We start from the raw sequence: 24,483 nt of genomic DNA, 5'->3' as shown, positions 1-24,483 counted from the left end.
CGCCCGCCGTTGAACGAACCATGCACCGCCGTTGAACGGCGGGCGGGGGCAAGCCCGCCCCTACACGTTCTTTACCCCTCATATTTCCTACATTTCACCTTGACCATCCTTACCGAACTCTTCGCCTTTTGGCAGGCACAGGCCGATAAACTGGGCCAGCAGATCCTGCAGCACATCGGGCTGACGGCGGCCTCGTTGCTGGCGGGCGTGATGGTGGGCGTGCCGCTGGGGCTGCTGCTCACGCGCCGGCCGCGGCTGGCACCGTGGGTGCTGGGCGGGGCCGGCGTGCTCCAGACCATTCCGAGCATTGCGCTGCTGGGCTTTCTGATTCCGGTGATGGGTATCGGGCCGGGGCCGGCCATTGTGGCGCTGTTTCTGTACTCGCTGCTGCCCATTGTGCGCAACACGCTCGCGGGCGTGCAGGGCGTAGATGCCGCCGTGGTGGATGCCGCCCGCGGCCTGGGCCTGACCGACGGGCAGGTGCTGCGCCGCGTAGAGCTGCCGCTGGCCCTGCCGGTGCTGCTGGCCGGTATCCGCACGGCGGCCGTGATTAATGTGGGCGTGGCCACACTGGCGGCCTACGTGGCGGCGGGCGGGCTGGGCGAATTCATTTTTGGTGGCATTGCCCTGAACAACCCGGCCATGATTCTGGCCGGCGCTGTTCCGGCGGCGGTGCTGGCCTTGCTGTTTGATGGGGCGCTGGCCGGACTGCAGCACTTGCGGGGGCGGCGGCTGGTGTGGGCTGGGCGGGCGCTGCTGCTGGCCCTGCCCCTACTGGCGGGCCTCTACCTGCTGCCCCGTGCCACCAGCAAGCTGCTGGCCGGCTTTAGCCCCGAGTTTGTGGGCCGCGCCGATGGGCTGCCGGGTCTGCGCCAACTTTATGGGCTCAACCCGGCCTCGGTGGTGCTGGCCCCGGCGCTGGTGTATGAGGCGGTCCGGAGCGGCGACGTGGACCTGATTGACGGCTACTCGACCGACGGCCGCATCCGGGCCTACGACCTGCGGGTACTGCACGACGACCGCCACGCCTTTCCGCCCTACCAGGCCGTGCCCGTGGTGCGCCGCCAGACGCTGCAGGCCCACCCCGAGCTGGCCCCGGCCCTGGCCCGCCTCGCCGGCCAGCTCTCCGATTCGGTGATGACGGAGCTGAACTACCGGGTGGACATCCGCCACGAAACGCCCCGGGCCGTGGCCCACGATTTCCTGCGCCGCCGTGGGCTGTGGCGCGAGCCGCAGCCCGCCACCGGGGCTACCATTCGGCTGGGCTCCAAGATTTTTGGGGAGCAGTATATTCTGGCTGAAATGTACGCGGCCCTCATCAAAGGCTACACCAACCTGCAGGTGGAGGCCAAAACGGGCCTGGGCGGCACCAGCATCTGCGCCGACGCGCTGCGTACCGGCGCCATCGACCTCTACCCCGAGTACACCGGCACCGGGCTGCTAGTAGTGCTCCAACCATCGGCTGCCGTGCTCGACTCGCTGGGCCCCGACCCGGCCGCCGTGCTGGCCTATGTGCGCCGCGAGTACCGCCGCCGCTACCAGCTGGAGTGGCTGGCGCCGCTGGGCTTCAACAACACCTATGCGCTGCTCATGCGTCGGCAGCAGGCCGAGCAGCTGGGTATCCGAACGGTATCGGAGCTGAGCAAGTATCTGCGGTAGCTGGGGCGGCTTAAACTGCGCTTGATTTTAGCTGTATAATTCCGCTGTTCCTAGCTATGCTGCCCAGATTCCCCTTAGCCCCGCACCAGCCGCTGATACAGCTGTACCAGCCGGGCTTGCGGCACGCCCAGCCAGAACAACCCGGTGAGCAGCGCAAAAACGGCTTGCAGGCGGTAGATACCATTGCGGCGGTACTTGCGGGCCGAGGTGACAATGTAGCCCGGCAGCACCCGAAACGGGCCGTGTTGCCGCAACCGGCCCACGATTTCCTGGTCTTCGAGCAGCTGCAGCTGCTCGCGGTAGCCACCGGCCCGCTCAAACACCTCCCGCCGCACAAACAGGCTCTGGTCGCCGTAGCGGATGCCGTTGAAGTTGAAGCGCGTAAACCAGGCGTTGGCCGCCAGAAACCAGTGCGGCTCGTCGAAGCGCAGGCGGTAGCAGCCGGCCACGGCCCCGGTTGCCACGGCCGCGCGCAAATCGGGCAGCAGCGTGGCGGGCGGCAGCGAGTCGGCGTGCAGGAAATACAGGATTTGCCCGGTGGCGCGGGCGGCGCCGTGGTTGAGCTGGGCGGCCCGGCCCCGGCGCGGGCACTGCACCACCCGGGCGCCGTGGGCGGCGGCTTCGGCGGCCGTATCATCGAGGCTACCACCGTCGGCCACCACTAGCTCCACGGCCGCATCGGCGCCATTGATGGCCCGCAGGTGAGCCAGCAGCCGGCCGATGTGGCTGCCTTCGTTGAAGGTGGGAATGATGATGCTGACGAAAAGCAGCGGAGCAGCGGGGCCGGAGGGCATGGATACGTAGAGGCGGGCGACGGGCAATACTAGCCCCAACTTACGAAACCAGCCGCCCGGGCAGCTACTATTCAGCGCAGCTCACGGATAAGCCGGTTCCGTATTCATCCCTTCTTCATGGCCAGCTGCGTAAGTTGGGGGTTCATTTACGCCCTGCTTTCTATGCACGTTTTGCTGGTTGAAGACGAAAAAAGCCTGCACCACGAGGTGCGGCAGTTTCTGGTCGGGTCGCAATACTTGGTCGATTCAGCCTTTACCTACGCCGAAGCCTCGGAGAAGATATTTACGAACAGCTACGATTTTGTGCTGCTCGACCTGGGCCTGCCCGGCGGCGACGGCCTCGACCTGCTGCGCGAGGCTCGCCAGAATGAACGCCAAGAAGCCTCGTTCATCATCCTGACGGCGCGCGGAGGCATCGACGACCGAGTGAAAGGCCTCGACCTGGGGGCCGATGACTACCTGCCCAAGCCCTTTTCGCTGTTGGAATTGCAGAGCCGGATGCAGGCCGTTATGCGTCGCAAATTTGGCCTCAAGCGCCAGGAAATCACTTTTGGAGACGGTTTCTCGCTCGATGTCAGCGGCCGCACCATTCGCCACGGGGGCCAGGATGTGCCGCTGACCAAAAAAGAATTCGACCTGCTGCATTACCTGCTGCTGCACCGCAACCGGGTGCTCACCCGCCTGCAGCTTGGCGAGCACCTGTGGGGCAACGTGCTCGAAGACGATTCTGACTCCAACTACATCGACGTGCACATCAAAAACCTGCGTAAAAAACTCAGCCAGTTCGCCCCCGCCGATTTCATCGAAACCGTGCGCGGCATCGGGTATTCGATTAAAAACTGACCGTCTGCCATGCGTCTTGAAGCCAAGCTGGCGCTGTTCAATACCCTCTCGAAGCTGCTGCTGGTACTGCTGGGGGCCCTGCTGATTCCGCCCATCGTGGAGCGGGTGGCAGTGAGCCACACCGACGAGCAGCTGCGCGAGAAGTGCGAGCAAGTACTGACGCTTATCCGCCGCGATGGTATTACCACCTTCGTGCAGGGCGAGCAGTATGCCGATTACAATATCCTCAAGCAGGAATACATCACCCTCACACCGTTGCCAGCGGCCGCGAGTAGCGCCCTCCCGGCGCGCCTTCGCATTTTCGACGAACCCCGCCAGGTTGATAGCAAGGTGGAGGATTTCCGGATTATAAGCCGGCAATTCGTCTCTGCGGGCCGGCGCTACCGCCTCGAAATCGGCTCGTCGCTGGCGACGGTGGAGCTGCTGACCGCTACGCTACGACGAATGGCGCTCTGGGTACTCGTGATTGGGGCTTTTGTTACTGTCTTGTCGGACGCGGCTTTTGCCCACCATCTGCTGCGGCCGCTGCACCAGCTTATTGTGCGGCGGCTCGAAGGCGTGCACCACCCGTCGGCCTTCTCCTACGAGCCGCTGGCTACCACCACCGCCGATTTCCAGCGCCTCGACAGCAGCCTCACCGATATGATGCGGCTGGTGCAGTCGGCTTTCGAGAAGGAGCGTGAGTTTATGAGCAACGTGTCGCACGAGCTGCTTACGCCGGTCAGCATTCTGCAAACGAGGTTTGAGAACATGCTCCAGGATCCTACTCTGGACGAGGCCCATCTGCTGAAAATAGTGGACTCGCAGAAGACGCTTTACCGGCTACGGAATACCGTAAAAACCCTGCTGCTCATTGCCAACATCGAAAACGAGCAGTACCTACGCGACGAATCGGTATCGGTGGCGGCCGTGCTGGCCGATGTGGCCGAGGAACTGGAGGACCGACTAACCCAGCGCGAAATTGTATTGCGCCAGGATTTGCAGCCCGACTACGTGCTGCCCCAGGCCAATCCAACGCTTCTGTTCACGCTGATCTTCAACCTCGTCAGCAACGCCATCAAGTACAACTGCGAGGGTGGCCGCATACTAATCACGGGCCGCCCCGCTTCCGGGGGCGGCTACCAACTAGCCATTACCGATACCGGACCGGGCATTGCGGCCCGCCACCTGCCCTATCTGTTCGACCGGTTCCGGCGGGTTCAGGCCGGGGCGGCGGCTCCCGAGGGCTATGGGTTGGGGCTGCCCATCGCCAAAACCATTACCGAGTTCCATCAGGCCCGGCTGACCGTAGAATCGACGGAGGGCCAGGGCACCACGTTCACTCTGCATTTCAGCTAACTGCCCCGCAACGCTTAGCCAGATGGGTACCGGGCCCGCTAACCGGCCGCTGCTGCCTGAACGGCCGCGGTGCCCGGTAATCAGCTTCATTCTCACCGGGCACCTTTCCACATTCCTCCTGAACTCCACCTTATTGGCGCCTGGGGTGCCTGCAACCTGTCCTCCTAGTTCCAGCCACCGCCCAACGCGCGGTACACGTTTACCTGGGCATTGAGCTGCTTCATCTTCAGCTCGATGAGGTCGTACTTGGCTTCCAGAGCGTCGCGCTGGGTGAAGAGCACCTCGGTGTAGTCGGCGCGGGCCGAGCGGAACAGGCTGTTGGAAATGGCCACCGACTGGTTGAGCGCGGCCACGGCGCGGGCCTTTTCGTCGTAGCTCTGGCCCAGGTTGCGCAGGCAGGCCAGCTGGTTGCTTACCTCCACGTAGGCATTCAGCACCGTGCGCTCGTAGTTGTAGGCGGTCTGAATCTGGGCCGCGTTGGCGCTGCTGTACACCGATTTGATGCCGTTGCGGTTGATGAGCGGGGCCATCAGGTCGCCGGCCGCCGAGAACAGCAGCGACTGGGGCGTGGTGAAAATCAGGCCCGGCTTGAAGGCCTCGAAGCCGGCCGAGCCGGTGATGCGTAGCGCCGGGTAGAAGGCGGCGCGGGCCACCTGCACATCGAGGTTGGAAGCCAGCAGGCGCTGCTCGGCCTGGCGGATATCGGGGCGGTTCTGCAGCAGCTGGGCCGGTACGCCGGCCCGCACCAGCGGCGGCACCAGGGCATTGAACGAGGCGTCGTTGCGGACGACCGGCTGCGGGTAGCGGCCGACCAGGAAGTTGATACGGTTCTCGGTTTCCGTGATTTGCTGCTGGATGGTAAACTGGTTGCTAAGCGTGTTGTGCAGCTGGGCCTCGAAGCGTTGCACGGCCAGCTCGGTGGTGCGGGCCGACTCCTTCTGCAGCTTCACCAGCTGCACCGCGTTGCGCTGAATCTCGATGTTCTGGCGCGTAATGGCCAGCTGGTTATCCAGCGCCAGCAGCTCGTAGTACGAGGTGGCGACTTCGGCAATCAGGTTGGTGACGGTGAAGTTCCGGCCTTCCACGCTGGCCAGGTAGCGCAACGCGGCGGCCTTGCGGGCGTTACGCAGCCGGTGCCAGATATCAACCTCCCAGCTCGCAAACGCGCCCACTTGGTGGTTGGCCAGCGGGTTGGGGTTGCGCTGGTCTTCCCGGATGTTCACCTGCTCCTCGGTAGCGCCGCGCAGCGTGTAGCGGCCCGGCCGGCCCACGTCGGAGCGCACGCCCACGCCCAGAAACGGCAGGTACTCGCCCTTCCGAATCTGGATTTCGTTTTTCGAAATCTGGATTTCCTGCAGCGCGATGTTAAGCTCCTGGCTGTTGCGCAGGGCCGTGTCGATGAGGGCCGTGAGGTTGGGGTCGGTGAAAAACTCCTTCCAGCGCAGCTGGGCGGGGTTGGTGCTGTCGGAGGGGGTGCTGCCCGCGTAGGCGGCCGGCACCGTGTGGCTGGCCGTGCGGGGCACAATGCCCGGCGTAACGCAGCCCGCCAGAGCCACCGCAAAGGCGGCGGCCCCTAAATAGTTGTACAGGCTCTTCTTACGCATGAGTGGGGGCAACTTGGTCTTCTTCGGTTACAATTACGTGGGGCTCGAATTCCGACAGCGGATTCTCATTCTCATCCTGAATAAGCTTGCGGCCGGCGGCCATCGTGCCGAAAATGTAGTACAGCCCGGGCACGATAACCACGCCGAATACGGTGCCGAACAGCATGCCCCCCAGGGCCGCCGTGCCGATGGTGCGGTTGCCGATGGCGCCCGCGCCGGTGGCCAGCACCAGCGGAATCAGGCCAGCAATGAAGGCGAAGGAAGTCATCAGAATCGGGCGAAAACGAACTTTCGCGCCCTCAATGGCCGCCGCCCGAACCGTCATGCCCTCCTCGTGCTTCTGCACCGCAAACTCGACAATCAGTACCGCGTTCTTGCCCAGCAGGCCCACCAGCATCACCAGCCCCACCTGGGCGTAGATGTTGTTGGCCAGGCCCATGACCTTAATCAGCAAAAAGGCCCCGAAGATGCCCGCCGGCAGGCTGAGCACCACCGCCAGCGGCAGCAGGAAGCTTTCGTACTGGGCGGCCAGCACCAGGTACACGAAGCCTAGCACGGTGATGAAGATGATGACGGCCTCGTTGCCGCGGCCCACTTCGTCCTTGCTCAGCCCGCCCCAGTCGATGTCGTAGCCGCGGGGCAGCGTTTTGGCCGCCACTTCCTGCACCGCCTTAATGGCCTCGCCCGAGCTGAAGCCGGCGGCGGCGTCGCCCCGAATCGAGGCCGTGGTGTACATGTTGTAGCGGTTGATTTCGTTGGCGCCCTGGCTCTTCTTAATCTTCATGAAGGCCGAAAACGGCACCATGTCGCCCTTGTCGTTCTTCACCCACATGTCCAGAATGTCCTTGGGCAGGCGGCGGTACTCGGGCGAAGCCTGCACGTACACCTTGAAAAAGCGCTGGTACTTGATGAAGCCCAGCTCGTAGGTCGAGCCAATCATGATGCTGAGCGTGTTCATGGCGTTGCCGATGCTCACGCCCTTCTGCATGGCCAGCTGGTTGTCAATCTGCAGCTCGTACTGCGGGTAGTTGGCCGAGTAGAACGTGAACAAGCCGGCTAACTCCTTGCGCTTGCGCAGGTTGACCATAAACTCATCGTTCACCTGCTCCAGGGCCTTGTAGTCGCCGGTGTTGGTTTTGTCGAGCAGCTGCAGTTGGAAGCCGCCCGCCGCGCCGTAGCCCGGCACTGCCGGCGGCTCAAAGAACTCGATGGTCGCGCCCGGAATTTCCTTGGCCTTCTCTTCCAGCGCCAGCACAATGTCGTGGATGGATTCCTTGCGCTCACTCCAGGGCTTGAGGTCAATCAGGCAGGTGCCGGCGTTGGAGCCGCGGCCCTCGGTGAGCACCTCATAGCCGGCCAGCGTGGAGATGCTGGCAATGCCGGGCACGTCTTTGGCCAGCCGCTGCAAGTCCTGCGAAATGGCGTTGGTGCGCTCCAGCGTCGAGCCGGGCGGCGTCTGGATAATGGCGTAGAGCATGCCCTGGTCTTCGGCCGGAATGAAGCCCGAAGGCAGGGTGGTCGAGATACCGAAGATGCCGAAGCCAAAGGCGGCCAGCACCAGGAACGTCACCACCCGGCGGTCCACCACTTTCTCCAGAAAGCCCACGTAAACGCCCGTCAGCTTCTCAAAACCCCGGTTGAACCAGTCGAGGAAACGGTTGATGGGCGACTTGCTGCGGGGCTTGCCGTGGTTGTCCTTCAGAATCATGGCGCACAGCACCGGCGTCAGCGTGAGGGCCACGATGCCCGAAATAACAATGGCGGAGGCCATGGTAATCGAGAACTGCCGGTAGAAAATGCCCACCGGACCGCTCATGAAGGCTACCGGCACGAACACGGCCGTCATCAGGATGGTAATGGCAATAATGGCCCCGCTGATTTCGCCAATCACCTCGCGCACGGCCCCGTAGGGCGACAAATGCTTCTCCTCCATCTTGGCATGCACCGCTTCCACCACCACAATGGCGTCATCGACCACAATACCGATGGCGAGCACCAGCGCAAACAGGGTAATCATGTTAATGGTGAGCCCGAACGCCTGCATGGCCATAAACGCCCCAATCAGCGACACGGGCACGGCCAGAATCGGAATCAGCGTCGAGCGCCAGTCGCCCAAAAACAGGAACACCACCAGGGCCACCAGAATAAAGGCGTCGCGCAGGGTGTGCACCACGTTTTCGATGGAGGCGTCGAGGAAGTTCGACACGTCGTAGCTGATTTTGTAGTCCATGCCGGGCGGCATGGTTTTCTTCAGCTCATCGAGCTTGGCCTTCACCTCGGCAATTACGTCCTTGGCGTTCGAGCCGTAGGTTTGCTTGAGCACGATGGCCGCCGAAGGGTAGCCGTCGAGGTTGGAGTAGATGTCGTAGAATTCGGAGCCCAAAGCCACATCGGCTACATCTTTGAGGTGCAGACTTTCGCCCTCGGCGTTGGCTCGTAGAATCACGTTTTTGTACTGCTCCACGTCGCTGAAACGGCCCTCATACGTCAGCACGTACTCCAGCGCCTGCGACTGGCCGCCGTCGGAGCGGCCAATGCGGCCGGGCGAGCCAATCACGCTCTGCTCATCCAGGGCCTTCATCACGTCGTCGGCCGAGATGTTGTAGGCCCGCATGCGGTCGGGCTTGAGCCAGATGCGCATGGCGTACTGGCGGCTGCCCAGAATGGAAGCCCGCCCGATGCCGTTGATGCGCTGGATTTCGGGTATCATGTTCACCCCGGCGTAGTTGAACAGGAACTTCATGTCCGTGTTCTTGTCCTTGCTGTAGAGGTTCACATACATGAGCATGTTGGGCACCACGCGGTTCACAATCACGCCCTCGCGCTGCACAAGAATAGGCAATCGGTTGATAACCTGCGCGATGCGCGTGTTCACGTTCACTACCGCCTGCTCGGGGTCGGTACCCAGATTGAACACAATCTGAATGTTGGCCTCGCCCGCACTCACCGCGTCGGAGGTCATGTACTTCATGCCCGGCACGCCGTTCACGGCCTGTTCCAGCGGAATCAGCACCGACTCGGTGAGCACCTTGGCGCTGGCCCCCGGGTAGGCCACGCTCACCATTACCATGGGCGGCGAAATCTCCGGAAACTGCGAAGTCGGCAGCGTATTCATGGCCAGCATCCCCAAAAAGATGATGACAATGGAAATGACGACGGCAAAAACCGGCCGTCGAATGAATTTACTGAACATAGGTTTTTGAGTTGTTAGCGGCTAAAAAACCGAGGCATGCTGAGCGAAGCGGAGCGGAGTTGAAGCATCTCTACCGCTTCGTTGCAATGGTATTGATTAGTCAGAGGTAGAGATGCTTCGACTTCGGCTTGCGCCTCCGCTCAGCATGACACCGTTGTGACGACCCCAAACAAGCTATTCCGAATGGGTACCCAAATGCGCGAGCACCTGCTTGGGCGCTTCGTATTCGAAGTCGATTTTGTCGCCGTCCTTCACCTTGCGGATGCCTTCGAGCAGGAACTTCTCGCCGGGCTTCAGGCCGCTCTGCACGATGTAGAGGTCGGGCATTTCGGCCCCAACGGTAATTTCGCGCTGGTGCACGATGCCCTTGGCGTCGAGCACATACAGGTACTTCTTCTCCAGCACCTCGTAGGTAGCTTTCTGCGGGATGATGAGGGCCTTTTTGAGCGGCACCGTCATCAGCACGCTGCCCGTTTCGCCGCTGCGCAACAGTCCGTCGGGGTTAGGGAAAGTGGCCCGGAAGGCGATGTTGCCGGTTTCGTTGTTGAAGTCGGCCTCAATCGTCTGCACCACGCCGGGGTGCTTGAACTGCTCGTTGTTGGCCATCAGCAGCTTCACGTTGGTCTGGTTGGCGGCCTTGGCGTTGGTCTTGTAGGACAGGTACTCGGCCTCGGGCACGTTGAAGTACACCCACATCTGGCTGTTGTCCGAAAGCGTGGTCAGCAAATCGCCCTCATCCACGAGGCTGCCCAACCGCACCTGGAAATGGTCCATGATGCCGTTGAAAGGCGCCCGGATGGTGGTAAACGCCAGGTGGGTTTTGGCCAGCGACACTTCGGCCTGGGCCTTGCCCACTTTGGCGGCAGCCAGGGCCAGCTCGCTTTTCGACACCACGTTGTTGTCGGCCAGGCGCTTGGTGTTCTGGTACTCGATGCCCACGTAGCTGGCCTCGGCCTCCGACTTCTTCAGCTCGGCCTGGTACATGCGGGGCATAATCTGGAACATCAGCTGGCCCTTGCGCACCTCCTGGCCCTCGTCCACGTAAATCTTTTCGAGGTAGCCCTTCTCCAGCGCCCGCAGCTCGATGTGCTGGATGGCATGAATCTGGGCCACGTACTCCTTGGTGATGGTCGTATCCTGCAGCAGCGGGCTGGTAACCAGGTATTTTACGGCTTCTTCCTTTGCCTCTTCGTGCTTGGTGCAACTGGTAGCCAGGCATAGGGCACTCAGGCCAAGCAGCAGAAGGGACTTCGTGTTGTGAGCTATCATGCGGAACGACGGGTACTTCATTTACAATCGTGTAAACCAACTGAATCAGGCCCGGTAGCAGCCGTAACTGCTGCAACAAGTGCTGGCGTAGCATCTGGCTACCGGCTACCCCTAAAACCTGGCGCGAGCCAGGCGAAGTGGCGGCTGCTAGCCGGCTTCGGGCACAAAGCAAGCGCCCGCTTCATGAAGCGGGTATGAAGCCGATGCCTCCCGGCCCACAAAGTTTTTGTCAGCGGCCATCCAGCGTTTAAGTCCTTTGCGCAACGCAGAAATGCCCGTCGCGCCACCTCCCCCAAGCGGGGCAGCAGCGCAACGGGCAGTATGCCTACAACAGTAAACGGCTGATAGTGCGAGGTCAAATCTCGCACTGTCAGCGTTTATCAAACCATTTTGCGGGTCAGGGCCGGGAGCCAACCCACCCTTGGCGGTTACTCCTACCCCAGCCCAGATGCCGACTCACCGGGAGCAGGAGCGGCGCTGCCGGGGACGGCTACGGGCAGCGCCTGGCCCGAGGAAGCCGGCATGGGGCTCATGTCCCAGGTATCATTCATCTGCCGCAGACCCGGCTGCGAGGTCAGGTCGTACTGGCAGGGCACAATGGATATGTAGTTGTTGGCCAGTGCGTATTCGTCGGTATCCTGGCCGGGGTCCCCGTTCACGAACGAGCCGATCAGCCAGTAGTAGGGCCGCTTGTAAGGGTCGTAGCGCAGGTCGAACTCTTCCTGCCACTTGGCCTTGGCCTGGCGGCAGAGCCGTGCTCCGGCAATGGGCTGGTCCGACTTTTTGGGGATGTTCACGTTCAGGGCCGTGCCGGCCGGGATGCCGTGCTCCAGGGCCTGCCGGGCCAGGCGCTCCACCCACTCCTCGGCGTGCGAGAAGTCGGCGTCGTGGCCATAGTCGCAGAGCGAGAAGCCAATGGCCGGCAACCCTTCAATAGCCGCCTCAATGGCTGCCGACATGGTGCCCGAGTAGAGCACGTTCACGGCCGAGTTGGAGCCGTGGTTGATGCCCGACACCACCAGGTCGGGGCGGCGGTCCTTGAGCACGTGGTGCTTGGCCAGCTTCACGCAGTCGGCGGGCGTACCGCTGCACTCATAGGCCTCAATGCCCTCAAAAATGCGGTTGGGGTCGAGGCGCAACGGCTTACCGATAGTAATAGCGTGGCCCATGCCCGACTGGGGCGAGTTGGGCGCTACCACCACCACTTCGCCCAGCCGGCGCATCACACGCACGAGCATGGCAATACCGGGGGCCGTAATGCCGTCGTCGTTGGAAATAAGGATAAGCGGCTTGGCAGGGGCTGGAGTTGACACAGGAAACAGGCTTACGAGGATAAGAAGGAATTGCCGGACGAAGGTACGCCCCCGGCAGGGGTGCTTCTTAACGCCCCTCCGCGCTCGGATGTTTTACGGCCCGGCCACTGCCGCCCGGCCACCGGGCCGCCACCGCCTGAACCGTAGCATCCGGCCCCAGACCAGCCCCGCACTTTGGACAATGCTACAAATAATGTATTTTGCCACCCCTATATACGTCCCAACCCTTGTGGCGGACCGTTTTTGTCCTACTCTCTGCCTTGGTCCGTTTGGCCACCTGCTTATGGCTTTGTTTGAAAACCGTTACCGCACGCATGATTTGGGCCTGCTGGTATTACGCGTGACCATTGGCTTTATGTTCACCGTACACGGCTACCCCAAACTCACGGGCGGCCCGGCGGCGTGGGCCGAAATCGGGGGCGTGATGAAGCTGGTGGGGCTCAATTTTGCACCTGCCTTCTGGGGCTTTCTGGCCGCCTTTGCCGAGGCCATCGGCGGGCAGCTGCTGGCGGTGGGCCTGTTCTTCCGCTGGACCTGCGCGTTGCTGCTCGGCACCATGGTGATGGCTACCATTATGCACCTAAGCAAGGGCGACGAGTTCAACGCCTACTCCCACTCGCTCGAATCGGCCTTCCTGTTTCTGGGTCTGGCCTTCATCGGCCCCGGCCGCTTCAGCCTCGACCAATTGCTGTTCCCGGCCCCGCGGCGGCTGTATTAAGCCGCGCCCGCTGTTTTCGTAACGCGGCAACGTCACCTGCCCCATATCATTATGCCCCCCCGGATGTAGTGGTATCCGGCAGGTGACGTTGTGCATTATCGGGGCTGGCAAGTTGGTCAGATTGGCCATCTTTACCGCCCCAACTGCCTTTATATGCTACTGCCCTCGCTGCTTTCACTGCTCCTTACTTTCCCCTCTCCTGCTGCCGCCGCCGCGCCGGCTCCGGCCGACTGGCGCACGCCCTTCGAGCGGGGCAACGGCAACACCACGGCCACCTACGACGAGTGCATCGGCTACTACCAGCGGCTGGATGCAGCTTATCCTGAAATCGAGCTCCGCGAGGCGGGCACCACCGACAGCGGCCGGCCGCTGCACGTGGTGGTGGTTTCGGCCGATGGCGACATGGAGCCGGCCTCGCTGCGGGCCAAGGGCCGGCGCATCGTCTTTATTCAGAATGGCATTCACCCCGGCGAGCCCGAGGGCATTGATGCCAGCCTGATGCTGGCCCGCGACTACGTGCAGAAAAAGGCCCTGCGCCGCCAGCTTGCCGATGTGGTGCTGGTCATTATCCCGATTTACAACGTGGGCGGCGCGCTCAACCGCAACTCCAGCACCCGCACCAACCAGAACGGCCCCGAGAGCTACGGCTTCCGCGGCAACGCCCGCAACCTCGACCTCAACCGCGACTACATCAAGCAGGATTCGCGCAATGCCCGCTCGTTTGCGGCCCTGTTTCAGCGCTGGCAGCCCGATGTGTACGTGGACACCCACACCTCCAACGGCGCCGACTACCAGTACACGCTCACGCTCATCGCCACCCAGAAAGACAAGCTGCACCCCGCCCTTAGCCAGTACATGCAGCAGCAACTGCTACCGGCCCTCTACGGCGGCATGGACCAGAAAAAGTGGCATATGGCCCCTTACGTGGACTTTGCGGGCCGCACGCCCGACGCCCGGGGCCTGCAGGGTTTCCTGGAGAGCCCGCGCTATTCTACCGGTTACACCACGCTGTTCAATACCATCGGTTTCGTGACGGAAACCCACATGCTGAAGGCCTACACGCCGCGGGTGCGCGCCACGTATGACTTCCTGAGTCTGCTGATTGGCACCGTGCAGCAGCAGAAAGCGGCGCTGGCGGCGGCCCGCACCGAGGCTACCCGCCTCAGCCAGCAGCAGCAGGAGTTTGCCCTGGGCTGGCGGCTCGACACCACCCAGGCCGAGCGGTTCACGTTCCGCGGCTACGAGGGCAAAACCAAGCCCAGCGACGTCAGCGGCCAGCCGCGGCTGTACTACGACCGGAAGGCGCCCTTTACCCGCTCCATTCCCTACTACAACACCTTCCGGCCCACGGCCACCGTGCAGCGGCCCCGCGCCTACGTGCTGCCTCAGGCCTGGGGCGAGGTAGCCGAGCGCCTGCGCCTGTCGGGCGTGCAGCTGCGGCAGCTGTCAATGGATACCGTTATCAACGGCGAAACCTACTACATCCAGGACTACAAAACCAGCCCCCGGCCCTACGAGGGCCATTATACACACTCGCAGGTGCAGCTGCGGCCGGTGCGCCAGCCCCGCCAGTTTCTGCGCGGCGACTACTACATCTCCCTCAACCAGCCCGCCGCCCGCTACCTCATTGAAACCCTCGAACCCCAGGCCACCGACTCGTTTTTCGCCTGGGGCTTCTTCGATAGCGCGCTCCAGCAGAAGGAGTATTTCTCCGATTACGTGTTCGAGGATCTGGCCGCCAGCCTGCTCCGCCAGAAGCCCGAACTACAGGCCCAGCTCAACCAGAAAAAGCAGGCCGACCCCGCCTTTGCCGCCAGCGGCCCCGCCCAGCTCGACTGGCTCTACCGCCAGTCCGACCACTACGAACCCAGCCACCTGCGCTACCCTGTGCTGCGGGTGCTGTAGCCGTAAAATTTTGATTTCGAGGGGTGTAGAGACGCAAGAGTTGGAGTCGAAACTATTTAAAAAGGCTGAACAGCTTACTACTTCACTGCCGCCCCCAGCGAGTTGGCGTAGTTCACCAGATAAGCCAGGTCGCGAGCGTCGGTATAGTTGAGGTTGTTGGTTTTGGCGTACTGGGCCAGCTGACGGGCTTGAGCGCGGAAGTGGCTCGGCAGGTCTTTTTTGGGCGTGCGCAGCGGCAGCACCGTGCCGTCGGGCAGGCCCAGGAAGAAGTTGTCCTTGACCTCGGTATAGTAGCCCATGGTGCGGCTGGGCATACCGTTGTAGCCGCCGTAGCCATAGGGGCTATTGGCCGTAATGGGCCGCTCTACCAGGCCCTCGCGCCGCAGCAGAACAACGGGCCCGTCACTTAGCTGCTCAAAAAAACCGGGCGCCTTGAAGTCGCTGTAGTCGTTGTCGCGGTTCCAGCGGTACACCCGGAACACACGCAGCAGGTTGGTATCGGCCCGCTCGCGGCGGCGGGGCGGCGGGGTAGCCCCAAAGTAGGGGTTGCCCGAGTAGTAGCCCTGGCGCATAGCATAAAAATCGTCGTAGTAGAACCGCTCGCGGCTCCGGTCGTACTGCTCGCCGCGCACCGCGAAGCTCTGCACGTTCACGGCGGGCAGCGTGCGTACCGTGTTGTCAGGCAAGGTCATCGTCAGCGTTTCCTCGCCCCGGTGCAGCGCCAGCGGCCCGCTGATACTGTCGCCCGAGCTAAGTAGCACGCTGCCCTGGTTGAATTGCTGAGTGAACCCCTGCCCGCCCCCACGCTGGGCCTGCGCCGTGAAGGGCACGACCAATGTTAGTAAGCCACTAAAAACAAAGTTTCTCATGGGAAGAGGATTAGTCTTTGGTAACGGTATTCGAGCTATTCGTGTTCAACGTGGCGCTTCCGGCACCCGATTACCAGATTCGCATGTGTGGCGAGCAGAAACCAGTCGCAAAATCCATTAAGTCAAGAACGGTATCTTCCAGTTCTTCATCGGGCATTTCAACGCGCAATTCTTCTAAAACATGCACTGCATCCTCTTGCCCACCTCCTGAAGCCTTGTACTGCCAGAGCATTTGCATCAGTTTTTCAAACGAATTATCAGCCAACAGTTCTTGTCGCAGAGCTGCAGCCAGCATCTTCACAGGCAATAGAGTGGTCATTACTACCGCTTTTTATACTTAGCAAAGGACTTATTCTACCCGGTAAATAGCATCGAGACACTCGCCGGCGCCCTACTGGCCGATAAGGTCGTTCCCGGCTTGCCGCAAATTCAGCCTAACCACCAACGGCCCAACCAGCAGTGCTGACCGGGCCGTTTGGACACTGAATGGCGCAGACCGCCGCGGGCTTACTGACCCGTGACGCCAGACGCCTCAACCGTTGTGCCGGCCGCAGCGGCACCGGTCTGGTGCAGAATGGTGTGGCCCAGCTTATCGCGCTTAGTGGTGAGGTAGCGCTGGTTATGCTCGTTGGGCTCCACCTCAATGGCCACCGACTCCACCACTTCCAGGCCGTAGCCGATGAGGCCGGTGCGCTTGCGGGGGTTGTTGGAGAGCAGCCGCATCTTGCTGATGCCCAGGTCGCGCAGAATCTGGGCGCCCACGCCGTAGTCGCGCTCATCCATGCCGAAACCCAGCTCCAGGTTGGCCTCCACGGTGTCGCGGCCCTGCTCCTGCAGCTTGTAGGCCCGCAGCTTGTTGAGCAGGCCGATACCGCGGCCCTCCTGGTTCATGTACACGATAACGCCGCGGCCTTCGCGCTCGATCTGCTGCATGGCGCGGTGCAGCTGCGGGCCACAGTCGCAGCGGCACGAGCCGAAGATGTCGCCCGTTACGCAGGAGCTGTGCACGCGCACCAGCACCGGCTCGGGGCCCGAAATATCCCCTTTAACCAGCGCCAGATGATGGGCGTTGTTGCTCTGCTGGGTGTAGGCAATCAGGTCGAAGTCGCCGAAATCGGTGGGCAGGCGCACCGAGATTTCGCGGGCAATCAGGCTTTCCTTTTCGAGGCGGTACTTGATGAGGTCCTGCACCGAAATCAGCTTCAGGTTCCACTTGTTGGCAATTTCGCGCAGCTCGGGCAGGCGGGCCATTTCGCCGTCCTCTTTCAAAATTTCCACCAGCACTCCGGCCGGCTCGAAACCGGCCAGACGGGCCAGATCCACGGCCGCCTCGGTGTGACCGGCGCGGCGCAGCACGCCCTCTTTACGGGCCTTGAGCGGGAAAATGTGGCCTGGCTTGCCCAGCTCCTCGGGCTTGGTTTCGGGGTCGATGAGGGCCAGAATGGTCTTGGAGCGGTCGGAAGCCGAAATGCCAGTCGTCACGCCGTTTTTCAGCAGATCAACGCTCACCGTAAAGGCCGTAGCGTGCAGAGCCGTGTTGTGGCCCACCATCAAATCGAGGCCTAGCTCTTCGCAACGGGTTTCGGGCAGCGAGGCGCACACGAGGCCGCGGCCGTGGGTGGCCATAAAGTTGATGACTTCGGGCGTGGCGCAGCGGGCAGCGCAGATAAAGTCACCCTCGTTCTCGCGGTCCTCATCATCAACCACCACTACCACCTTACCGGCGCGGATATCAGCAATGGCGTCTTCAATCAAGTCAAGCATGGATCACGGATTAGCGCGGATTTTTTTCGGATTTCACGGATTCGGTGGCGCCCAGCGGGCTACTCAGGGGCTGCCGTACAACCAGCGGCGGCCGGGCAAAGTTACGAAGCAGGAACTGGCAGCCGGCAGCAATGGGGGCTTTACTCGCTGGCCAGCTCGATGGCGCGGTGCTGGGCGGCCTTCATGCCGGCAATCAGGGTTTCGGCCAGGCCACCAGCCCTGAACTCGCGCAGGGCGGCTTCGGTGGTGCCGCCCTTCGAGGCCACGGCAGCAATCAGCTCGTCGGGGCTCTGGGCGGAGCTGTTGAGCAGATGGTAAGCGCCTAGGGTTTGCTTGACGAGCAGGCCGGCCACCGACTCAGAGAAGCCCATTTCCTGCCCCGCCTGCACCATGGCCTTCACCATAAAGTAGAAGTACGCCGGGCCGCTGCCGCTCACGGCCGTCACGGCATCGAGTAGGCTTTCGTCTTCCAGAAAAATGGAGCGGCCGGTAGCGTTCAGCAGGTTTTCAACCTCGTGCAGCCGGCTGCGCTCCATCTCGGGCGCGGCCGAAAAGCCGGTGATGCCCATGCCCAACAGGGCCGGCGTGTTGGGTATGGCCCGCATTACCTGCCGGTGATTCAACTCGTGCTGCAGCCGCGCTATCGGAATGCCCGCCATAATGGACAATACCACCTGCCCCGGCTGCAGCACTGCCCGCAGGCCCGCGGCCACCTGGCTGAAATCCTGGGGTTTCACGGCCACCAGCACCACGCCATAATCGGCCACAGCGGCGTTCAGGGCCGCCACGGGCAGGTCGGGGTGCTGCAGGGCGAGGCGCTGGCAGTGCTCGTCGTGACGGGCCACCAGAAGCAAATCGGGGCGGGCCACCAGGTTGTAGTGCAGAAAGGCCTTGGCAAAGGCCAAGCCCATATTCCCGCAGCCGAGAATAGCGATGCGCAGGGCTTTCATATGGCTTACGGTGAGGTAGCGAGCAGTGAAAGGTGAGAGGATAGTAAAGGAACGTCATTCAGAGCGAAGCGAAGAATCTCGCTCGGCACCGTTGCACGACAACCGTTGCAGCGTCAGCAAGCGAGATTCTTCGCTTCGCTCTGAATGACGTTCCTTTACCCACTGCTCATCTCTTCTCACTACCTCACCGTTTTCCCTTGAAACCGGGCGGTAGGCTCCCAGACGGCGGTTTTAACGCCGCGCAGGTAGCGCCAGAGGCCCAGCAGCAGGGCCGCGTTCATGGAGTAGAAGTGGCTGATGAAACGCAGCAGCCGCAGATGAATTCCCAGGCGGTGCAGGCCGGCGTCGAGCAGCGGCAGCAGCAGCGCGCCCAGCTGCCCGGCCAGCAGCAGCCGGTACAACCCGCCACCGCCCCGCGCCACCAGCAGGGCACAACTCAACAGCATAAGCAGCAGCAGCAGCGGTGTCAGCCAGCGCAGCACCTTGTGCGACCAGTAGGCAAAACCCACGCCCCGCCAGGGCGGCCACAGCAGGCGCCGGAACGCCACCAGATTCTGGAAGTTGCCGGCCGAAATGCGGGCCTTGCGCCGAAACTCCTCGGGCAGCTGGTCCGACACGTCTTCGTGGCACACGGCGGCCAGTTCGTTGATGACCTGGTAGCCATCCTGGAGCACGGCCATGGAAATAAAGAAGTCGTCGACGATGAAGCCGCGCGGGGCCGGGTGGTAGCAGGCGCGGCGCACCGCAAAGCAGCCCCCGAAAGCGCCTATCATGCTGCCCCACACCACGCCCTCCTGGTACTTAATCAGGTTTTCGCGCTCCAGATAGGCCTTTTCCTGGCCCGAAATACCTTCCTGGCGGTGGTCGGGGTTGAGAATGTGGCCGCCTACCAAACCAATGGCCGGGTTGCGGAAATGCCGCACCAGCTGATAGAGCGTGTCGGGCGTGAAAAACACGTTGGCGTCGGTGAGCACCAGCACCGGCGCGGTGGCCTTCGCCGACAGTACTTCCATCACGCCGGGCTTGCCGGTACGCTGCCCCAGCGGCCGGAACCGCAGGCCCGGATACTGGGCCGCCAGCCGTGTGATGAGGGCGTTGGTGCGGTCGGAAGAATTATCGGAGCCGATATAGAACGTGAGCTTATCCGGCGGGTAGGTAGTGGCGAAGGTCGAGCGGATTTTCTCCTCGATTACCTGCTCCTCGTTGTACACGGCCAGCAGCACATCGATGGCCGGCAGCTCGGGACTATCGGGGGCGTACACGTTGGCATTCTGGTGGCGGCCGCGGGCCAGGCGGGTCAGCAGCAGCGGATACAGCACGTAGGTGTGGGCCACCAGCAGCAGGCTGCCCCAGAAAGTAGCCGCCGCCAGCACGTCAGGTAGTGGCGGCACGGGCGGGCAGCAGAATGGTGTATAAATCGAGGAAGCTTTCTACTACCCGTTCGTTGTCGTAGCGGCGGGCGATGGTGCGGGTAGCCTCCTGCCCAATGGCCGCCGCGGGCAGCTCGCCGCGGTAGTAGCGGCCCAGCTGCGCCAGCCACTCAGCCGCCGAATCGGCCACTACAATATCAAAACCGGGCTTTACGTGGATGCCCTCAGCCCCGAGCGTGGTGCTGAGAATGCACTTGCCCAAGGCCATTCCCTCGATGATTTTGATGCGCATGCCGCCCCCGCTCAGCAGCGGCACCAGCATCAGCTCGTACTGCTGCATAAACTCGGCCGCCGACTCGACGAAGCCGTGCACCGTGACGCCGGGCAGCCGCAGCTGCCGGAACCGCTCGGGCATGTTCTTGCCGCCCAGGTGCAGCTGCAGCTCCGGAAACTGCCGCCGCGCTTCGGGCCATACCTCGCGCAGCAGCCAGTCGAGCCCCTCCTGGTTGGGCAGCCAATCAAAGGAGCCCAGCATGCACAACGTGCGCGGGCGGGGCCGGATGGCCGGGTCGGGCCGGAAGCGGCTCAGCTCGACGCCGGCCGGCACGAACACCACCGGCTCGGAGCAGCCCAGCCGGCGCAGGCGCTGCTGGTCGGGCTCGGTAATGGCGGCCACGGCATCAAAGCGCGGCAGCACCAGCTGCTCGAAGCGCCGCAGCCGGCCGGCCAGCTGGCGCAGGTACCACTTCTTGAGCGGGTTGCGGGTTTTGTCGGCCAGCATCTGCCAGATGGTATGCTCCACGTTGTGGGCCCGCAACACCACCGGCACCGTGGGGGCCAGCCGCTTCAGCGCCTCTACGTACCAGGCCACAAACGTGCCCTCCACCTGCACCACATCAAACTGCTCCTGCTGTAGCAATTCGGCCAGTTGCGCCTCCACGGCCGGGCTCACAAACCGCTCTACATTGTAGGGCAGCGCGCTGGAAAGCAGGTTTAGCAGGGCCTTATGCGGCGAAAGGCGGGTGTCCACGTCCACCGTCAGCAGGCGCACGTTGGGGCCCAGGTGGTCGAGCACGGTGGCGGGCTGCCGGTGCTTGGGCGTGTTGAGGGCCAACACCGTGACGCGGTGGCCGGCGCGGGCCAGGCCAGCGGCCACGTCGTACATGGCAATGGCCCCGCCATCGGTGGGCGGAAACGGAACGCGCGGGCAGATTTGGAGGATGTGCACGAGGAAAGCGGCGGGCTGATAGGGCCCCGCGAAGATACGGCATCAGTTGTGAGTTGCCGGAGGAAACATCATTTAGCGCATCCCGCGAATCAAGCGGCGGCGAAGAATCACGTTGCGTTCTGGCAGCTGAAGAGCTACGCCTGCTGGAACGTATCCAGCAGCTTCACAATCTGCTCCTCGGTGCCCAGAAACAGCAGCACGTCGCCGGTACCGGGCACGAGGTCGGCGGCGGGGCTGATGGTAAACTCGCCCGACTGGTGGCGCAGGCCGATAACGGTGGTGCCGGTGCGGGAGCGCACGTCGAGCTGGCGGATGCTCTGCCCCCGCAGCTCGGGCCGCAGCTCCTCGGCGCGCATTTCTTCCAGCCGCAACCGGTGCGGCCCCAAGCCCGAAATCATGTCCAGGAACCGGATGACCTCGGGGCGCATGATGAGATTGGCCATGTGGGAGCCCCCGATTTCGTCGGGCATCACCACCGAGTTGGCCCCGGCCCGTAGCAGCTTGGTTTCGGAGCTTTTGAGGCTGGCGCGGGCCACGATGGTGATGTTGGGGGCCAGCTCGCGGGCTGTGAGGGCCACAAACACATTGTCGGCGTCTTTGGGCAGGGCTGTAATGAGGGCGCGGGCCCGCTCGACCCCGGCCGCCCGCAGCGTGTCGTCGAGCGTGGCGTCGCCGCGCACCACCGACACGCTCTCGTTCTGGTCAGCCTCGTCGGCCACGTACTCGTTGATGACGGCCTCATCCAGCTCCACCACCACCACATCGGCCCCGCTGGCCCGTAGTTCCAGATAGGCTTTGCGGCCGTTGCGGCCGAAGCCGCAGACAATCACGTGGTCGGAATAGCGGCGGATTTGCTGGTCGTTTTTAAGCATGGTAAACATCGTACGCAGCCCGCCTTCGAAGATGTACGTGCTCAGCACCGACAGCAGGTAGGCCAGAATCAGCAGGTTGAAGAAAATATAAATCGACACGAACAGCCTGCCCGCCACCGACAGCGGGTGTACCTCCTGGTAGCCCACCGTCGAGACGGTAATCATGGTCATGTACAGGGCATCGAGAAACGAGAATTTCTCAATCCACATAAACCCGATGATGCCCGTAGCCAGCCCCGAGCCCGTGAGGGCCAGTGCCCCCACGAAGCGGCTCAGGTTAAAGCGCTGCCAGATATCCCGCAGGTAATGTACTAGGCCGGGCCGGGGAGGCTTGATAATGGGAGGCATTCTTTTTAAGCTTTTAGCTGACAGCTATTAGCTGTTAGCTTTCGAGTTGGATTGCTCGGTGTGCCAGCGGATGGAGCAGCCGATTTTTGCGGGAGTTGGTGGCGGGGCCGCAAGAACGACAGGCTCGGGCGCAATGGCAAGGATGGAACGGCCGTAGCGCAAACGTAGGGCGACGCCCCAGCTTCGCCCGAGAGCATGTGAACACTTAACCAAAAAGGCGGTCATGCTTGATCTGGCGTCCGCTTGCCCTACCCGTTCAGGCGCGGAATGACGGTGCCCAGCATATTGGCCAGCTGATTGTCCATCTGCTTCAGCAGATGAATGGTTTGCAGGTTTTCCATCATTTCGGCGTCATCGGTGGGGTTGCGCAGGGCTTCGAGGCGCACGGCCAGTTCGCGCTCCACGTTCACTTTATTGAGGCGCAGAATGGCGTTGTCGCAGGCCGGCTGCAGCACGTCGAGCTCGCGGGGCACATGAATCTGGTGGGTGGTCCAGTTGGGGCTTAGCTCATATTTCTCGGTGGCCAGCTCGGCCACCGCGCTCCGGATATCGGAGCGGCCGTGCTGGATGAGCGTGCGCACCTCGGGCCAGCGGCCCTGGTTGAGCTCCTCGCGGCACAGGTGCAGCATATCGGCGTAAATACTGGTTTTGAAAGTCGTGTCGTCGAGCTGCTCCAGCAGGTACTGGGCCACGCTCACCTCGGGGGCCAGCGGTTGGGCCGAGTACAGCAGCAGCAGCCGCACCACTTCCCGCTCGCAACGCTCCAGCACATCGGGCACGGGCTCCATGTCGTCGGTGGCCCCGCCCGCGCCACCGCCGGCCAAATCCTCGGGCGAAGCGCCGTACATGAGGGCTTCGGCCTCCTCTTCGGGGCTGAGTTGGCGGCTGGGGCGGGGCGGCTGGTTGCGGGTTTCGGGCTGGAAGCCGGCCCCGCTCCCACCGCCGCTGCTGGTGTTGCCGCCGCTGGTGCCGGGTTTGGGAGCACTCTGGCGGGCCAGCTTGTTGTATTCGCTGATGATGACCTGCTCATCAATGCCGAACGTTTGCGAAGTCTGCTGCAGAAACACCTGCCGCTTAATAGGGTCGGGCACTTTGGTGATGCTCTGGAGTACTTCGCGGATGGCCTCGGCCTTCTTCACCGGGTCGTGGGCGGCCTCGCGGCTCACCAGGTCGGTCTTGAACTGGATGAAGTCCTGGCTGGCCGTTTCGAGGTAGTCCTTAAAGCGCTGGTCGCCGACTTTGCGGATGTAGGAATCCGGGTCTTCGCCGTCCGGAAACAGCACCACGCGCACGTTCAGGCCACCTTCAAGCAGCATATCAATGCCGCGCAGCGAGGCCCGGATACCGGCCGCGTCGCCGTCGTAGAGCACCGTCACGTTGTCGGTGTAGCGCTTCACGAGCCGGATTTGGCCGTCGGTGAGCGAGGTACCGGAAGTCGACACCACGTTCTTCACGCCGCCCTGGTGCAGGCTCAGCACGTCGAGGTAGCCTTCCACCAGATAGCACTGCTCCTCGCTCCGCACGGCCTGTCGGGCCTGATAGAGCCCGTACAACACATCGGATTTGTGGTAAATCTCCGATTCGGGCGAGTTGAGGTACTTGGCCGTTTTGTCGTGGGGCTTGAGCGTGCGCGCCCCAAAGCCAATCACGCGACCCGATACATTATGGATCGGGAACATCACCCGGCCCCGGAACCGGTCGTAGCGCCGGCCGGTATCCTGGCCGTTGTCGTCCTCCTTGACTACTACAAGGCCGGTTTTCTCCAGGTATTTCTGCTCGTAGCCCGCGGTCGTGGCCGATTTAAGCAGGTTATCCCATTGGTCGAGCGAGTAGCCCAGTTCGAAGGTGGCAATGGTGGTCTGGTTGAGGCCGCGCTGGCGCAGGTAGCTCCAGCCCACGCTCTGGCCCTCGTCGTCGTGCTCCAGCAGCCGGTGGTAGTGGTCCTTGGCCCAGTTGGAGACGATAAACTGGGAGTCCTTTTCGTTCTGGGCCAGCTGCTGCTCGGGGGTCTTTTCCTCCTCCTGAACGTCGATGCCGTACTTTTTGGCCAGGTATTTCAGGGCTTCCACGTAGCTGGTACCCTCAATATCCATGATAAACTGCACCACCCCGCCGGCCTTGCCGCAGCCGAAGCACTTGTACAGCCCCTTGGCCGGCGCCACCGAAAAGCTCGGCGACTTCTCGTGGTGAAACGGGCAGCAGGCCCACATATTCTGGCCCTTCTTCTTGAGGCTCACGAAGTCGCCCACTACCTCCACAATATCGGCGTGGTGGATAATTTGGTCGACGGTTTCTTTGGGGATGCGGGCCATAGGTGGGCAAAGGTAACCTTTGAGCGGCTGGCAACTACTGTCATCATGAGCAGCGCGAAGGACCTATAGAGAAGCCAATCATTGGATATAGCCTCCGGATAGGTCCTTCGCGCTGCTCAGGATGACAAGCGTAT

18 protein-coding genes are annotated in these 24,483 nt (G+C 62.5%); 5 read left to right on the top strand and 13 right to left on the bottom strand.

All coding sequences use genetic code 11. The annotated features are described in order from the left end of the window. The first annotated feature begins 99 nt into the window (after window positions 1-99). A complete protein-coding gene (locus tag D0N36_RS11145) occupies window positions 100-1,659 on the top strand; it encodes an ABC transporter permease/substrate-binding protein (RefSeq protein ID WP_116941466.1) in 1,560 nt (519 codons plus the stop codon). Between the two features lie 74 nt (window positions 1,660-1,733). Here D0N36_RS11145 and D0N36_RS11140 read toward each other — a convergent pair whose 3' ends face one another. Further along, window positions 1,734-2,480, bottom strand: a complete 747-nt coding sequence (locus tag D0N36_RS11140) for a TIGR04283 family arsenosugar biosynthesis glycosyltransferase (RefSeq protein ID WP_242478883.1) — start codon at window positions 2,478-2,480, stop codon at window positions 1,734-1,736. Window positions 2,481-2,615: 135 nt separating this feature from the next. Between D0N36_RS11140 and D0N36_RS11135 the strand changes: the two genes are divergently transcribed. Both D0N36_RS11135 and D0N36_RS11130 read left to right on the top strand, forming a co-directional pair. Continuing rightward, the gene (locus D0N36_RS11135; protein WP_116941509.1) at window positions 2,616-3,296 is read left to right on the top strand and encodes a response regulator transcription factor; all 681 of its coding nucleotides are present in this window, start codon (window positions 2,616-2,618) and stop codon (window positions 3,294-3,296) included. Between the two features lie 9 nt (window positions 3,297-3,305). Then, window positions 3,306-4,634: a sensor histidine kinase gene (locus D0N36_RS11130; RefSeq protein ID WP_116941464.1), complete on the top strand. Its 1,329-nt coding sequence runs from the start codon at window positions 3,306-3,308 to the stop codon at window positions 4,632-4,634. A gap of 164 nt (window positions 4,635-4,798) precedes the next feature. On the opposite strand, the gene D0N36_RS11125 is transcribed toward D0N36_RS11130, so the two are convergent. From D0N36_RS11125 to surE, 4 genes are all read right to left on the bottom strand, one after another. Beyond that, window positions 4,799-6,238 (bottom strand): TolC family protein, encoded by a 1,440-nt coding sequence (locus D0N36_RS11125; RefSeq protein ID WP_116941463.1) that lies wholly within the window; start codon window positions 6,236-6,238, stop codon window positions 4,799-4,801. After that, on the bottom strand, window positions 6,231-9,431 hold the full coding sequence (locus D0N36_RS11120) for an efflux RND transporter permease subunit (protein ID WP_116941462.1): 3,201 nt from the start codon (window positions 9,429-9,431) through the stop codon (window positions 6,231-6,233). The genes D0N36_RS11125 and D0N36_RS11120 overlap by 8 nt, the downstream gene beginning before the upstream one ends. 174 nt (window positions 9,432-9,605) lie before the next feature. Continuing rightward, on the bottom strand, window positions 9,606-10,721 hold the full coding sequence (locus D0N36_RS11115) for an efflux RND transporter periplasmic adaptor subunit (RefSeq protein ID WP_242478882.1): 1,116 nt from the start codon (window positions 10,719-10,721) through the stop codon (window positions 9,606-9,608). 413 nt (window positions 10,722-11,134) lie between these two features. Then, window positions 11,135-12,013 (bottom strand): 5'/3'-nucleotidase SurE, encoded by an 879-nt coding sequence (surE, locus tag D0N36_RS11110; RefSeq protein WP_116941461.1) that lies wholly within the window; start codon window positions 12,011-12,013, stop codon window positions 11,135-11,137. 283 nt (window positions 12,014-12,296) lie between these two features. Here surE and D0N36_RS11105 point away from each other — a divergent pair, with 283 nt between their 5' ends. Continuing rightward, the gene (locus D0N36_RS11105) at window positions 12,297-12,731 is read left to right on the top strand and encodes a DoxX family protein (RefSeq protein WP_116941460.1); all 435 of its coding nucleotides are present in this window, start codon (window positions 12,297-12,299) and stop codon (window positions 12,729-12,731) included. Between the two features lie 153 nt (window positions 12,732-12,884). Continuing rightward, entirely contained in the window at window positions 12,885-14,636 is a 1,752-nt protein-coding gene (locus D0N36_RS11100; RefSeq protein ID WP_116941459.1) for a M14 family metallopeptidase, read from the top strand. Window positions 14,637-14,713: 77 nt separating this feature from the next. Here the strand turns inward: D0N36_RS11100 and D0N36_RS11095 are convergent, their stop codons facing one another. The 8 genes from D0N36_RS11095 to dnaG form a co-directional block, all read right to left on the bottom strand. Continuing rightward, window positions 14,714-15,505 carry a hypothetical protein gene (locus D0N36_RS11095; protein ID WP_147320838.1) on the bottom strand — a complete coding sequence of 264 codons (792 nt, stop codon included), beginning with the start codon at window positions 15,503-15,505 and terminating at the stop codon, window positions 14,714-14,716. Window positions 15,506-15,575: 70 nt separating this feature from the next. Next, window positions 15,576-15,824: a hypothetical protein gene (locus tag D0N36_RS11090; RefSeq protein ID WP_116941457.1), complete on the bottom strand. Its 249-nt coding sequence runs from the start codon at window positions 15,822-15,824 to the stop codon at window positions 15,576-15,578. A gap of 188 nt (window positions 15,825-16,012) precedes the next feature. Next, complete coding sequence (locus D0N36_RS11085) at window positions 16,013-17,269, bottom strand: bifunctional 3,4-dihydroxy-2-butanone-4-phosphate synthase/GTP cyclohydrolase II (protein WP_116941456.1); 1,257 nt, start codon at window positions 17,267-17,269, stop codon at window positions 16,013-16,015. A 140-nt stretch (window positions 17,270-17,409) separates the two neighbouring features. Continuing rightward, a complete protein-coding gene (proC, locus tag D0N36_RS11080) occupies window positions 17,410-18,210 on the bottom strand; it encodes a pyrroline-5-carboxylate reductase (protein WP_116941507.1) in 801 nt (266 codons plus the stop codon). 188 nt (window positions 18,211-18,398) lie between these two features. Further along, a complete protein-coding gene (locus tag D0N36_RS11075) occupies window positions 18,399-19,610 on the bottom strand; it encodes a glycosyltransferase (RefSeq protein WP_190242632.1) in 1,212 nt (403 codons plus the stop codon). After that, entirely contained in the window at window positions 19,594-20,817 is a 1,224-nt protein-coding gene (locus D0N36_RS11070; RefSeq protein ID WP_116941454.1) for a glycosyltransferase family 4 protein, read from the bottom strand. The genes D0N36_RS11075 and D0N36_RS11070 overlap by 17 nt, the downstream gene beginning before the upstream one ends. A 134-nt stretch (window positions 20,818-20,951) precedes the next feature. Further along, window positions 20,952-22,037: a potassium channel family protein gene (locus D0N36_RS11065; protein ID WP_116941453.1), complete on the bottom strand. Its 1,086-nt coding sequence runs from the start codon at window positions 22,035-22,037 to the stop codon at window positions 20,952-20,954. A gap of 248 nt (window positions 22,038-22,285) precedes the next feature. Continuing rightward, window positions 22,286-24,349: a DNA primase gene (dnaG, locus tag D0N36_RS11060; RefSeq protein ID WP_116941452.1), complete on the bottom strand. Its 2,064-nt coding sequence runs from the start codon at window positions 24,347-24,349 to the stop codon at window positions 22,286-22,288. Window positions 24,350-24,483: the final 134 nt, after the last annotated feature.

This window comes from Hymenobacter lapidiphilus (assembly GCF_003417065.2).
Lineage (GTDB): Bacteria > Bacteroidota > Bacteroidia > Cytophagales > Hymenobacteraceae > Hymenobacter.
The sequence above is the reverse complement of the archived record's forward strand: the minus strand, read 5'-3'. Positions and strand labels throughout refer to the sequence as shown.